The following is a 13840-nucleotide window of genomic DNA, read 5'->3' on the forward strand; positions in this document are numbered from 1 at the left end:
CTGTTTTTGCGAGGACGGCCTGACTCCTCCATTACCCTATGTATTAAAAATAAAAAAGCCTTCCATTAGAGGAGGCTTTGTATGATGAATGCAATGCTGTTACAATGTCATTGATCCAGTATACACAATAGCATGGCCTCCCGGTCCGGTAGCAAGGGTCGGCGCGGTTGGCGTACGATATGTATATGGGTTGTTTTCATGATTCAACTATACGAGGTTGTATTGTTTAGGTTGCCCGTTGGTGATATTTTTTTATTCAGCTGTTTTTTCAATTCTCAATTTTTCCACGGCATCACTTAGCGTCGAAGCAAATACAACGGTATTGCCCCGATTGCTTTCGCGAATAAAATCGTGGAGGCTTTTGCTGGTATAGCGCGTGAAGTCGCCAACGATTGCCATACGCCGTGAGTAGTTTACAACCTTTTGTAGAATTTCGCCGGCCAGTCCGCTGCGGAGGTCGAAGAACGAGTCGTGCAGCGTCGCCTGGTGGACGACGATAATGTCGGCTGGTAAGTTCATCATGGCTTCCAGGAACTCCTGGGCGGTTTGGATCACCGGGTTGTTGGTCGATATTTCCGCAACAGGCTCGCGATGATCAATGTGCAATACGTGGTTCATTTGTCTCTATCAAATTTAATGTATTGTGGCGCGGAGGGCTTTAACCTCGATCTTCCACTCCGTGGTGTAAGTGGACGCATTTTTCAGCGACTATGCTATCGCGCCACCGGCATAACCTAAGCGCTGGATATAATTACCCAGGCATACGGGCTGCCCTCTGTGGAGATTTCTGGTGACGCTCCAGTCCTTCCCGGTTTCAACGGGATGCTTCTACTTAGTTAGCTTAATCTCCAATAAAAACTCCCACAAGCAAAAAAGCCCCGGGAGCAGTGCCCGGGGCTTTATATATTTATTAAAACCTGATAAGAGCTACAATAAATAATATTTCCCCAAATAGGCACGACAATCCGCAAAGTCGCAGCTGCTGTTAAATCGCAGGTCGATTGCTAAGATGTTGTTACCCGGTTTCATACTCGTGTTTACGTTGTTACTTCTGTTGTCTGATGCTTTACGGAAAAGCCGGCGACAGGGTTTTATAATTGTTGCGATTTCTCTCACAAAGGCACTCCTGCCGTGCAAGAAAGACACGCATTGGCAAATGCGTCGTATTCGTCGTATGCTGCGCCCGGCTTGCCAAACAAGGTGATGATGCGGTCGATCCGGACTTGCGCGCCGGTGTCGAGTGTAATGAACATGCCCTGCCCCGGAATTTCTTCCAGTTTTTCCACGCGGCCAATCTGTTCCTCTACGGTTTGTTCTTCTCCCCAATAAAAAATCTTTCCATGGGTGCCCTTCGTGATCTGATCTTCAATGACTTCACGGACGTCGTACGATACTGGTGTGTATGAGGTGCTCATGGTTGTATTATTCTACACGGACAACGGTAAAAGTATTGAAAAAATTCCATAGCAGCCGTATGACCCTTAAGCCACCGCCACGCGTTTCAGAATGTATCCAACGGCGCGGATATTTTCAATGCGCAGCGCGCTATCGTGGCTGAGATATTTGCGCAGTCTGGAAACAAACACATCCATGCTACGGGCTACAAAAAAGCCGTCGTCTTCCCAGATGGTTTTAAGAAAGACATCGCGCTCGATGACCTTGTCCGGGTGGCGGAAAAACAGTTGGAGCATGCCACACTCTTTGTAGGTGAGACGTGTCGATACCCCGCCTGCGGTGAGTAATAAATTGTGAATGTCAAGAATGGAGTCGGCGATCTGTAACACGGAAGCCCTGTCGGTCGAAGTTGTTTGATTGCCGCCGGTGCGCTTCAGGACGGCCTCAATGCGGTATTTAAACTCTTCCAGGCTGAAGGGTTTGCTGACGTAGTCGTCAGCGCCAATCTGGAATCCTTTGATGCGGTCTTCGGTCTGGTTTTTAGCCGACAAAAATACAATGGGTATGCCCTGGTTATATTTACGAATCTCGCGGGCCAGGGCGAAGCCATCTTTCTCCGGCAGCATGACGTCGAGTATGCAGAGGTCGAACGTGTGGTTGTGAAAGGCGGTCAATCCTTTTTCACCCGTAGTATACAGCTGGACGGCCCAGCCATGAGCGCTGAGCGAGTCTTTGATGAGGAAACCCAGGCTTTCGTCGTCCTCAACGACCATGATCTGTTTGGCGATGCTCATACCGCAGGCAAAATGATTTGTACGGCGGTTCCTTTGTGCAGCTCGCTCAAGAGGTTGACTTTGCCCCGGTGTGATCGGATAACGCTTTTTACAAAGCTCAATCCCAGGCCAAAGCCCTTCACGTCGTGCACATCGCCTGAGCGCACGCGGAAGAATTTTTCAAACACTTTGGTGCGCATGCTTCGGTCTATGCCGATGCCTTCGTCGACAATGTGGATGGCGATGCCTTCCCGGCAGTCGCTGGTGCGTATGAGAATATTGGGCCGCTGCCGGGAGTATTTCTCGGCGTTGTCGATCAGGTTACTGATGGCCTGGGCCAGGAGCTCGCGGTCAGCGAGAATGGCGGTGTTACGTTCGGCATGAAGCTCGACGATCAATGATCCGTTGCGCTCCAGCACTTTGAGTTGAAAGGCTTCGACGCACTCGCGAATCAATTGGTGTACGTGTACTACTTCGAGCGCGGGTCTACGGATGTAGTCGACGGAAGCTCCCAACAATACCTGGTCGATCTTTCGTCGTAAGTTTTCATTTTCTTTTAAGAGGATATCGATGTATACGTGCAGGTTATCAGGCTCGGGGATTTTTTTCTTGAGGATCTCGCCGGCGATGCGCACGTTTGTGACAGGAGTTTTAAACTCGTGCGTCATGTTGTTGATGAAATCGTTTTTCAGGGCTGCAAATTTTCGTTCGCGTAATAGCGAATAGATCGCATACGCGAAAAATCCCATCATCAGCAACAGGGCGAGCGTGGAGAAGATCCAGATATCGAGTTGGGCGGCGACGAAGCTGTTCTTTTTTGGAAAGTATACGGCAAAGTTTTTTTCGTCGGCCGACGCTTCCTGGGCTGTGTCTTCGGGCGCCGATGCGGGCCGGGTTGCGGAGATGTAGTTGCCATACACCAGCGTATCGTCATGGGCATTGTAGACGCCAAGCTCATAGTCGAGGTTCAGGCTTCGGATGAGGAATTCCTTTTGAAGCTGGTCGTCGAGTAGCTCGCTGTCGAGTTGGCTGCCCGTTACGACGAAGTAAAAGTTGGAGGAGAGTTTTCGTACCTCGGGGTTGCGGGCTACGGAATCGGCTACCCGTTTCAACGCCACTTGAACGCTGTGGTCGAATTGCTTTTCGGCCACGTTAAAGGCCTTGCGGAACCAGTATACCTGCAGAATGAGCAGGCATGTCAATACACACGTGCCAAAAAGAATAATGCGACCAAGATGTTTATTATTCATACGTCAAGATACCCGTTTATTGTGTCCGTTGTATACCGTCGCTACCCCCTTAACACTCCATTAACACTTCTTTACACTCCTTAACGCGGCGGTCCGTTGTGTTTTGGTAGCCTTACAGCATAATTCAACGCCCTATGTTTACTGTTAAGGACTACCGCATATTGCTTTTGTCATTGGGACTTCTCGTGGCCGGGTATGGCGGTATGCTATACGATCCGGTTGCCCAGGGTTTTGGCCCGCTGACCCGCTGGGTGGCACCACCGCTGTTGCTGGTCGGGTTTGTTTTACCCGTCTTCGCCATTCTTGGCGCAGGATTTACCCTCCCGGTTTCGTGGTCCTTCCTGCGGAAAGAAACGTGGAAACACCTGTCGGGGTTTATCGTTTTTGTTGTCGCCCTGACGACCTATTTGGTGACGCTGGAGCCGACGGCAAGCGTGTGGGATTGTTCGGAGTTTATTGCCACCGTCTACAAGCTTCAGGTGCCGCATACTCCCGGCACACCGCTGCTGTTGTTAGTTGGTCGTTTGTTTTCAATGGCCGCCGGAAGCGATGTTTCCCGTGTGGCGGTATGCGTGAATGCCATGAGCGCACTTTTTTCCGCGCTAACGATATACCTGGTTTTTTACCTGATCTACTATTTTGGTGAGAAGATGACGGCTACGTGGACTGTATCGCGCGGTGTGATCGCGATGGCTGCGGTGGGTGGTAGTTTATGCCTGGCATTTTCAGATTCTTTTTGGTTTTCGGCGGTAGAGGCGGAAACGTATGGACCCGCGTGTTTTTTTCTCGTGCTGTTGCTGTGGCTCATGCTACGAAGCTATGACATACCGGAGGCGCTACGCGGTCGGTGGCTTGTGCTGATCTTTTATATTACAGGGTTAGGATATTGTATTCATCCGATGAGTGTGCTGATCCTGCCGGTGTTGCCATTGGTATGGTATACACGCGATCGTCAGCTTACAAGATGGAATGTGTTGATGACGACGATGGCAGGGCTTGTTTTGATAGTGGTTGTTAACCGCGTGGTGGCCATTGGTATCTTTGAATTTGCGTTCGCGTGGGACCGGTTCCTGGTCAATGTATTACACCTGCCATTTTATACTGGTGTGTTTGCGTTGCTCGCAGTGATTACGGGCGCGGTGGTGTGGAGTGTCAGGCGATACCCCGCCATCCGGCCCTATACCTGGGCGACGGTGTTTTTGCTGTTGGGCTTTACGCCGTATCTCATGATTTTTATCCGGTCGAGCCACAACCCGCCGATCGACGAAGGCAATCCCGAAAACCTGCCGCTCAGCAAAGCGTATATGAATCGTGAGTCTTATCCGACCAGTCCGTTGCTGACAGGGCCGTATTTTGACGCGCAGGTTGCAGAGGTTACCACGGGCCGGAGTATGTATTACAAAACGACGACGGATTATAAGGTAGCCGGTACAGTGTCTGATTACCGCTATGATCCGGCGCGGACAACATTTCTGCCGCGCATGTATAGCAACGACCCGGATCATATCAAAAATTATCGCAGGCTGGCGGGCCTGGCCGAAGGAGAGGTGCCCCACTTCCGTGACAACGTAAAGTTTATGTTTTCGTATCAATTAGGCTACATGTACTTTCGCTATTTTCTTTGGAATTTTTCCGGCCGGGCGAGTGACGTGCAGGGAAGTGACTGGTTAAAGCCGTGGGATGCGCTGCACGTGGCCGCCGAACCCCGGTATGAGAATAGAGCCCGCAATCAATATTGGGCTATACCGCTGGTGCTGGGCATCGTGGGCCTGGTGGCGCAGCAGCGAACGGACCGCAAAGGTTTTGTTATAAACCTTTTCTTTTTTTTGTTGACAGGAGTCATCCTCGTGCTTTACCTCAACTCGCCGCCCAGCGAACCGCGTGAGCGTGACTATATCTACGTGGGCTCCTATATGGCCTTTGCGCTCTGGACGGGACTGGGTATGCTTGCCCTGGCACGTGTTCTGCCGGCGGGACGTGCGGCGATGGCATGTATTAGTGTGCTGGCATTGGCGATGCCTGCGTGGATGGCCTGCCAGAACTGGGACGATCACAATCGCGCGGGCCGAACTTTTCAAATGGCTAACGCCCGTAACGTGCTGGATAGCTGCGCACCAGGCGCAATCTTGTTTACCGGCGGTGACAATGATACGTTCCCATTGTGGTATTTGCAGGATGTAGAAGGCTTCCGGACGGATGTGCGGGTGGTGGTGCTGAGCTATTTTAATACAGACTGGTATGTCAACCAGTTGCGCCGACCGTATTATGACTCGCCTCCTTTTGCGCTTACCCTGACAGAAAAGGATTATTTGCAATATGGAATCAACGATGTGCTCTATGTCCGTCAATCGGTGAAAGGAGCGATAGATGTTCAAAAATATCTGCAGCTCTTGCACGAAGAGCACGCAGCCCTGCGCGTGCAGTCGGCTGGTGGTGATGCATACAATATCCTGCCCTCCTCGGCCATTAGATTGAAGGTGGACACAACGGGCATGATAGGACAGGCAGGATATACGCCGTTGCCCGAGATAACATTCAACGTTAAGGGTAGCTACATGACCAAAAACACGTTAGCATTTTTAGATGTAGTAGCGTCCAATCAGTGGAAGCGCCCGGTCTATTTTAATTTCACCTCGTTGCACTCGCTCGACGTGGAGCTGGAGGAGCATGTGATTCAAGAGGGCCAGGTATATCGGCTGGCACCGATTGAGCAGGCAGGGGAAGAGCCCGTGGTGGATACGCAACTCGCCTATCGAAACCTGATCGAACGCGCCGACTATACAAACCTGGCGGACGCCCATGTCTATTTCAATACGGAGGATTACCAGGCCCGAATGATTGCGCCGGTGCGTATGTCTGTGAATACGCTGGCGATAACACTGCTTCGACAGGGCGATCGCGACCGTGCAGGCGATGTATTACAGGCGGCACTTGATAAATTATATCCGCCACACCTCGATCCGGGCTACGCGGGTCTGCAAGCGGCCGATCTGTTACAGGCCGTCGGGAAGACTGATTCGGCGCGGACACTGTGTGCCAGTTTGTTTAATTTTCAGTATGATCGTGTGCAGGCGAGTCTGCGAGAGCATCGCGCGGTGGATCAGTTGGATCGGTACCTCGCATATCAGTCCGCAGAACTACTGCATCAATTAGGGCAGGAGGAGTATAAAGCCAGGCTGGTGGATTTGGGAGTATAGATTGTATTTACTTATACACTTCCGTATCAGGATGAAACTGTTTCCAACTATGCCAAAACTCCTGGTAAGCCGGGAGTGACTTCAGTTCAGCCTGGCCCTGATCGGAGACCAAAGAGTCGTTTTGAATGACAAAGTGTACTCCCGCGGGTCGTTGAAATACGGCAAAGGACTGATTGTCGGACGCCAATGTCACCACAATGGGTATACTGCCGAGGCTGTCATGCACGATGCGGACCTCCTTGAGTTGATTCCAATCATATGCTTTGGCATGGCCGTTGACCACGACGCCTATCACCCACGACTTGGCATTCCACGAACCTGAATCCGTTCGTGTAAGCTCACCTCTGCTTTTACCTTTCTCAAAGCGGCCGAGCGTATCATAGCTCTCCTTAAAAACAACATCTGCCTGCATCACTTTTCCAAAAGGGTACAGGTAGAAGAACCTCTGTAACGTAAGTTGCGTGGAATGCACGGCGGGCAATACAGTCCCTTTTAATGGACCAGCCACGGCTTCGCCGGTTGCCTGTCGCCACCAGCTGCCCGTAGTATTGTCTTCAAACATGGCATTAAAATGATCCATTCCCACCAATCGGAAGTTTTCGCGTTGGCCATCCACGACAGGCTGGAACACGCGGCCTGTACGGCACACGTTGCAATACGTGACCATAATGGGGGTGCTACCGAGAGCGTCACGCACCTGGTGATGATATTGGATGTACCGGATGGGATATGCCTTGGCCTCACGGCCGTTACTTACGGCAATAACCAGGCTGCTGTCGCTCAACGTGCTTTCGGCTTTTGACCGGAAGGCGATCGTGGCAGGTTGCAGAAACATGTGGTCTGCCGTCATTTGAAAGTTAAAAAAGTACACGATCAACAGAACCGGGAGGGCGGCCACAACAGGTACCCAGCGTCGCGGAGTACGAAAGGCTGATCGGACGCTGCAAAGGATCAGCAGCAGGAACAATCCGCGGAAGAACCAGCGACTGGTATATAAGAAGTAAGCCATGTCAAGGGTCTCCCGTTGTTGACTGCCGGGCATGGGCATAATGAAGTATACATTGAGGATTTCAAAGAGGCCGAGGCCGATCAGGCCGGCGTAGTATAGTTTTTTCATCGGGTTAGTGGTGTGCGCTCTCACACGGTCCACATAAACTAAATAGAATGTAGTAGAAATCAAAATTTGACACGTAACATACCCATTGCACTGGGTTTCAATACAAGTTTGTTCTCCCGGTCATTATGAATAGGTTCTTAACCACATATTTTTTTTGACCGGTAGAGCGTAAAAATGCCAATTCCGTATCTTTCGCCCGCAAATTATTAAAGCCAAAGAATCATGAGCATCAAAAGAATGTCCATTGCCCTCCTGTCAGCGTTGGTATTGTTGGCGGCTTGTAGCCGTCCAAAGCCTGCCGAAGAGGCTGCCCCCCAGCCGGTAGAACCGAGCTATGCCCAGGAAGCGGTGAGCTATAGCCTCGATACAACAACCATGAACGGGTATGTTGCTTATAATCAAACGGATTCAACCAAACGCCCCGGGATTATTGTCGTGCCGGAGTGGTGGGGTGTATCCGACCATGTAAAGACAAGCGCCAACGAACTGGCTAAGCTGGGTTACGTAGCCCTGGTGGCCGACGTATATGGCAACGGCAAGACGGCTGATAACCCGACTGATGCCGGTGCACTGGCTACTCCTTTTTATCAGGATCCTGTGTTGGCAAAGGCGCGTATCGACGCCGCGATTGCCAAACTGAAAACGTATAGCCAGGTAGACACTACCCGCATTGGTGCCATCGGTTACTGCTTTGGCGGTGGCGTATTGCTGAACACAGCACGGTTGGGTGATGCCGACCTGAAAGCTGTTGTGAGCTTCCACGGTACCCTGATGGGTGGTGTGCCTGCCAAGAAGGAAACGCTGACGGCGAAGATTCTGGTGTGCCATGGCAACGCCGACCCGATGGTGAAGCCGGCAGAAGTAGAGGCCTTCAAGAAAGAGATGGATGGCATCGGTGCTACGTATACCTTTAAGGCCTACGACAGCGCACAGCACGCTTTCACCAATCCTGCGGCTACCGAGCTTGGCAAGAAATTTAACCTGCCGATTTCGTACAACGCGGCAGCGGACTCTGCTTCCTGGATCGAAATGAAGACGTTCCTGGCAGACGCACTGAAATAATCGGGCACTGCCCACGCATACAAAAGGCCGGTACGATCCGGCCTTTTGTTTTTTATAGACATCTGATTCCTTCCACGTATTTTTGGGTCATGTTTGCACGGGACGAAGCATCGCGCATCAAAGAAGAATTCTGGACTACGTTCGGGAAGTATATGAGCCCAATCCCTTCTGCCGAGGGGTTCAAGATCAACTGGGTGAACTATCACACCAAACTCAAAGACGTTTACTTCCGGATGGACACCGGGCGTAAAGCTGCGGTCATTAGTATATCGATCGAGCACCGGGATCCGGCGATTCAGGAATTGTATTTTGAGCAGTTCCTGGAATTAAGAAGCCTTTTGCATGCTACGTTGGAGGAGGAATGGCAGTGGCAGCTGCACGCGCCCGTGGAGGAAGGGAAGGTGATTAGTCGGATTTATACCGAGCTACCTGGGATTTCCGTTTTTGACAGAGATCACTGGCCGGAATTAATTTCCTTCTTTAAGCCCAGGATCATCGCTCTCGACCACTTCTGGGAGGATGCTAAATATAGTTTTGAAACGTTGAAATGATAACGATGGTAAAGCCTGGGATAATAAGAGTGCTCTTGTGTATAGGTTTGTTGATTTTTTTTGTGTCGGCTCCTGCGTTTGGGCAGTGGCCGGATAAAAGATTAGTGGTGCGTATTCCGCAGGCGCCCCAACGAGTAACGATCGATGGCAAACGTGTAATCTATTATGAATTACAGCTTAAGAATATCTCGTCCGATACAATTCGTTTAAGAAGGGTAGAGATTTCCGGCGCGGGTCCGTTGCTTTCGATTGAAGGCAGTGCGCTGGATGACACCATGAGTGACGCGGTTCTTGTTCCACAAAATACGTCCACGCTTTATATCGAATTGGAAAATTTGCACGCTGACGACAGCATTTTAAACCATCAACTGGAGTACGCCCTTCCAAACAAAGACAAAGAATCCGGTTTCTTTCGTTTGTCGGTTGTGGTCCCCATTGCAAAGGCCCCTGTTCCTATTTTAGCCGCACCGTTGCGCGAAGGGAATTGGGCAGCTATCTATAGTCCTGTGTGGCAGCGTGGCCACCGACGAGTGTGCTTTACCTTCGGCAACACAGATTACCTGCCCGGACGTTTTGCCATCGACTTTGTACGGCTGGATTCCGTCGGGCGGTATGCTTCAGGAAATGAGGACAGCGTAGCCAACTGGTATGGATATGGTAATGCAGTATATGCCGTTGCCGATGGAGCGGTCGTTGCCATGCGAACCGATTTTACAGAGAGTCCGACGTTGTCGGGGCATCCCGCGTATGCGGCGACAGATGCGACGGGTAACTTTGTTGCGGTCGACATCGGGCACGGCCAGGTTGTTTTTTATGAACACCTGAAGCCGGGAAGTATTCATGTATGGCGAGGTCAGCGAGTTCGTAAAGGACAAGTGCTCGGCGCGATAGGCTTTACCGGGCAGTCTACCGGGCCGCATCTGCACTTGCATGTTGCCAATGCGCCCTTGCCGCTGCGCGCGGAAGGGCTGCCATTTGTGTTTCTGGATTTTCAATTAGTGGGACGCTATCCGGATTTCGGCGTATTTGGAAAATCAGTTTGGTCACCTGTAAAAGCTTCAGCCCGCGTGGTGCGCGAACGTCCGGCGCCCAACACTGTCATTCGCTTTGTGCAAGAGTGATAATTGACGTGCCTGTCGTTGATACGAGTACGGGGTTCACCAATTTGTGGACTGTGCAGGGCATATCAAAAAGCGCTACCGGTAAACGACTCAGTTTAAAGCATTTTCAGGCTGGCACGGGTTTGGTACAAGTGACAGTGTGATTGATTAAGTTTTGAAAAAGTAGACAGAACATAAGTTTTGGACAACTGTCAAATGCTTAAATACTTCGATTGAATAAGATTCAAACTAGTAAACAATCACTATAGAGGCTGTTCTATTTTACAATAGGACAGCCTCTTATTTTTGTTTGCATTTCAGTGAACTGGTCTTGTCCCTGATGGCAAGACAAGAAGCCTGCTCGTTGAGAGCAGGCTTCTTTGTCGATCGTTGCTCTTTATTTTGTTAAGGTTAACAAGAGGTCATCCAATCTTTCGAGGGTTGACATCATTCCTTCCTGCATACCCATGTTGAGGACGGTCTCCAGCGCTTCGAGCGACTTGTATGTCACCACGGTTTGTACGAGGGTCTTATCATTGCCCGTCGGGGTGAACGTTACCACCCACTGAGCACGCGGCAGGTCGGGGTTTATGGCGCCGGTCTCATCGCTGAAGGCATCAAGCGTTTCGTAGCTTTCGATCGGCGTGATCTTCGTATACTCTGTGCGGCCCCAATACTCCGGTCCCTGCGGGTCGATCATGGCGTATAACCAATAGCCGCCTTCGCGGAAGTCCATGTGTTTTGTTTTTGTTTTTAAGGGTTTGGGCGCGAACCATTGGTTAAGGAGCTCGGCCTTTGTATGGCAATCCCACACCAGTTGACGTCCGGCGGCAAATTCTCTTTTGATGGTGAGTGTGTTTTTTTCTTTGTCAGCAATGAAATCGAATAACAGGTTGTTTTTCATGGTTCGTTCTTTTTAATGATGGATAATAAATTGTCTAATTGATTATAGCGGTCCTCCCAAATCTTTCGAAATTGAGCTAACCAATGATCTATCTCTTTCATCTTGTCAACTTTTAGTTCGTAGTAAATCTCGCGCCCCTTTTGCGTGGCGGTAATGAGCTCGCATTCATTCAGCACCTGCATGTGTTTGGAGATCGTAGGACGAGCAACATCAAAGTTGTCAGCAATAGCGCCGGCAGTCATAGTTTGTGACGCCAGCAGCACCAGTATCGCCCTCCGCGTGGGATCGGCAATAGCTTGAAATGGGTCTCTTCGTAGTTTCATTTTTCAACTGTTTACCGGTTGTGTAGCTATGTGGCTACAAATATAACGTGAGTTGAAGTTAAATGGCTACATATTTCTGAAGATTTTTTAAAATCCCCATAAAATAGATTAAAAAGGGTGTTTTTTATTGGAAAACGGGTTGGTGGGAGCAAAATTACAGCGCATAATAAGTAGCCTTTTGGGGGTTACGAGCTGACTCTTGCACCAGCACAGCCGGTATTACAGATTACTGGTCGGAGAGGGGTGAATCGAACACCCAGGGCATTTAAGCACCGCTTTTACAGAGCGGCCCGCTTCCACTTACGGACTACTCTCCGATATATAGTCGAGGCGGTTGGACTTGAACCAACGTGTAACCAACTACGGTTCCAACACGGTATAAGCGTGAGCCGATACACCTCGTATTTAGCGTCAGCGATCCCGACTCTGTCGGAATAAATACCTGCTTTGCAGGCAAACACCCTCAACCTCTCGGGTACGCTGACGTATAGGCAGTACATTGCCAGGCTTCTTCAACAGTACGGTACAGTTGAGCAAAGCGACTAAAAACAAAAAGCCCCAGGCAGATGCCCAGGGCTTTTTGTTAAGTATCTATAGTGTTGCTATATCATAACAATTTCTCCGGGCATGTCCATACCTTCTGCTGATAGCATATATGCTGATAACAGTTGTTGTTCGATATGATGTGACCCGTTTTCATTTTTGTATTGCTGATGCAAAGATAAGGTAACTTTTTTCGATATGACAAAACATTTATTCAAAAAAGTTAACCTACCTTTGTTTCATGATGTCAATACAACGCCATATACATACACAAGGTTTCATGGGTTATGCCTATGAATGTTATTGTTTCGCCTGGCGCTGTGAGATGTATTAATAAACATGTAATACAGGAAGAAGCCCGGGCAACGTAAAAGTCCGGGCTTTTTTATTTTAAATAGCAAACCCAATGCAGTTAATAATGTTTGTCGGAATTCCGGCGAGTGGGAAGAGCACGTTCTATAAAGAACGGTTCTTTCATTCGCACATGCGGGTAAGCCTCGATCTATTTAATACCCGTAATAAGGAGAATAAATTTTTGAAACTCGCTTTTTTGCTGCATCAGCGGGTTGTGATTGACAATACAAACGTAGCGAAGGTCGACCGTGCCCCATACATCGGGCAGGCGAGGGCCAATCGTTATACGGTGATCGGGTATTATTTCGAATCGAACCTGGCGGACTGCCTGGAACGGAATGAGAGACGATCCAGAAACGAAAAGATCAATCGTGTGGGCGTTATAGCGAAATTGAAGAATCTCGAACCTCCCAAACTACAAGAGGGGTTCGATGAACTGTATGCTGTGCAGCTGGGGGGTAGTGAATTTATTATTAAACCGTACGACAATGAAGTTTGATGTATTGGATAAAAAAATGCGTGCCTTTGAGGAAAGTCTGGATCAGTTTGTGTTGCCGGGTGTATTTATTGTGGCCCGTCTGGATGGGAGGGGTTTTACAAGACTTACAAAAGAGTTGCTCCCCCTGGAACGGCCTTTTGATGAACGTTTTCGGGATGCAATGATCAGCACCGTTACACACCTTATGGACAATGGTTTTAAAGTCCGTTATGGCTACACGCAAAGTGACGAAATCTCTTTGTTGCTTGATAAAAATGAAAATGCTTTTGGCCGGAAGACCCGAAAGCTAATTTCTATCCTGGCAGGGGAGGCCAGTGCACGATTTACTCAGGCCATGGGAACTCTCGGTGCCTTTGATTGCCGGATTATACCCCTGCCCGCAGAGGATCTTGTTGTTGACTATTTTCGCTGGCGTGGTGAAGACGCGCACCGGAATTCCCTGGGTGCATGGTGTTATTGGACGTTACGAAAGAATGGGCTTTCAGTAGCGGAGGCCACGCACAGCTTACAGGGATTGTCTGTTGCCGATAAACACAAGCTGCTTTTTGAGCAGGGCATTAATTATAACGACTTGCCTGCGTGGCAAAAGCGTGGCGTAGGCTTTTGCTATCGCATGGTGGCGTCTTCGTCTGTTAATGCCATGACCCGGAAATCTGTTGACGTTACACGCAGGAAATTGCAAATAGAGATGAATCTTCCGTTGGGGGCGGAGTATGACTCGATGCTTAGGCATCTTCTGAAGGCGTCAGAAAATGATACTGCTGTGATATAA

General features: G+C 49.7%; 13 protein-coding genes and 1 tRNA gene. 6 read left to right on the top strand and 8 right to left on the bottom strand.

The genetic code is table 11. The features are described 5' to 3' along the window. Positions 1 to 252: 252 nt before the first annotated feature. The 4 genes from KK062_RS03275 to KK062_RS03290 all read right to left on the bottom strand — a co-directional run bounded on the left by KK062_RS03275 (position 253) and on the right by KK062_RS03290 (position 3418). Positions 253 to 618, bottom strand: coding sequence for a DUF4180 domain-containing protein (locus KK062_RS03275; RefSeq protein WP_254082799.1), 366 nt, complete (start codon positions 616 to 618; stop codon positions 253 to 255). A gap of 494 nt (positions 619 to 1112) precedes the next feature. Further along, positions 1113 to 1415 carry a hypothetical protein gene (locus KK062_RS03280; protein WP_254082800.1) on the bottom strand — a complete coding sequence of 101 codons (303 nt, stop codon included), beginning with the start codon at positions 1413 to 1415 and terminating at the stop codon, positions 1113 to 1115. A gap of 66 nt (positions 1416 to 1481) precedes the next feature. After that, positions 1482 to 2189 carry a response regulator transcription factor gene (locus tag KK062_RS03285; RefSeq protein WP_254082801.1) on the bottom strand — a complete coding sequence of 236 codons (708 nt, stop codon included), beginning with the start codon at positions 2187 to 2189 and terminating at the stop codon, positions 1482 to 1484. Further along, a complete protein-coding gene (locus KK062_RS03290) occupies positions 2186 to 3418 on the bottom strand; it encodes a sensor histidine kinase (RefSeq protein WP_254082802.1) in 1233 nt (410 codons plus the stop codon). Before KK062_RS03290 ends, KK062_RS03285 begins: the two co-directional genes overlap by 4 nt. Positions 3419 to 3552: 134 nt before the next feature. Between KK062_RS03290 and KK062_RS03295 the strand changes: the two genes are divergently transcribed. Beyond that, positions 3553 to 6615, top strand: a complete 3063-nt coding sequence (locus KK062_RS03295) for a glycosyltransferase family 117 protein (RefSeq protein ID WP_254082803.1) — start codon at positions 3553 to 3555, stop codon at positions 6613 to 6615. A 7-nt stretch (positions 6616 to 6622) separates the two neighbouring features. Here the strand turns inward: KK062_RS03295 and KK062_RS03300 are convergent, their stop codons facing one another. Next, positions 6623 to 7732, bottom strand: a complete 1110-nt coding sequence (locus KK062_RS03300; protein ID WP_254082804.1) for a DUF3179 domain-containing (seleno)protein — start codon at positions 7730 to 7732, stop codon at positions 6623 to 6625. Between the two features lie 222 nt (positions 7733 to 7954). Between KK062_RS03300 and KK062_RS03305 the strand changes: the two genes are divergently transcribed. The 3 genes from KK062_RS03305 to KK062_RS03315 all read left to right on the top strand — a co-directional run bounded on the left by KK062_RS03305 (position 7955) and on the right by KK062_RS03315 (position 10466). Further along, positions 7955 to 8794, top strand: coding sequence for a dienelactone hydrolase family protein (locus KK062_RS03305; RefSeq protein WP_254082805.1), 840 nt, complete (start codon positions 7955 to 7957; stop codon positions 8792 to 8794). Between the two features lie 89 nt (positions 8795 to 8883). After that, positions 8884 to 9345 carry a DUF4268 domain-containing protein gene (locus tag KK062_RS03310; protein ID WP_254082806.1) on the top strand — a complete coding sequence of 154 codons (462 nt, stop codon included), beginning with the start codon at positions 8884 to 8886 and terminating at the stop codon, positions 9343 to 9345. Then, complete coding sequence (locus KK062_RS03315) at positions 9342 to 10466, top strand: M23 family metallopeptidase (RefSeq protein WP_254082807.1); 1125 nt, start codon at positions 9342 to 9344, stop codon at positions 10464 to 10466. Before KK062_RS03310 ends, KK062_RS03315 begins: the two co-directional genes overlap by 4 nt. 376 nt (positions 10467 to 10842) lie before the next feature. Here the strand turns inward: KK062_RS03315 and KK062_RS03320 are convergent, their stop codons facing one another. The 3 genes from KK062_RS03320 to KK062_RS03330 form a co-directional block, all read right to left on the bottom strand. After that, entirely contained in the window at positions 10843 to 11349 is a 507-nt protein-coding gene (locus tag KK062_RS03320; RefSeq protein ID WP_254082808.1) for an SRPBCC family protein, read from the bottom strand. Continuing rightward, positions 11346 to 11672: a metalloregulator ArsR/SmtB family transcription factor gene (locus tag KK062_RS03325; protein WP_254082809.1), complete on the bottom strand. Its 327-nt coding sequence runs from the start codon at positions 11670 to 11672 to the stop codon at positions 11346 to 11348. The genes KK062_RS03320 and KK062_RS03325 overlap by 4 nt, the downstream gene beginning before the upstream one ends. 230 nt (positions 11673 to 11902) lie before the next feature. Then, positions 11903 to 11989 (bottom strand) — tRNA-Tyr (locus KK062_RS03330). A 644-nt stretch (positions 11990 to 12633) separates the two neighbouring features. On the opposite strand from KK062_RS03330, the gene KK062_RS03335 reads away from it, so the two are divergent. Continuing rightward, a complete protein-coding gene (locus KK062_RS03335; RefSeq protein ID WP_254082810.1) occupies positions 12634 to 13068 on the top strand; it encodes an ATP-binding protein in 435 nt (144 codons plus the stop codon). Beyond that, entirely contained in the window at positions 13058 to 13840 is a 783-nt protein-coding gene (locus tag KK062_RS03340; protein WP_254082811.1) for a tRNA(His) guanylyltransferase Thg1 family protein, read from the top strand. Before KK062_RS03335 ends, KK062_RS03340 begins: the two co-directional genes overlap by 11 nt.

Origin of the sequence: Dawidia cretensis, assembly GCF_018598175.1 — a bacterium.
Classification (GTDB): Bacteria; Bacteroidota; Bacteroidia; order Cytophagales; family Cyclobacteriaceae; genus Ohtaekwangia; species Ohtaekwangia cretensis.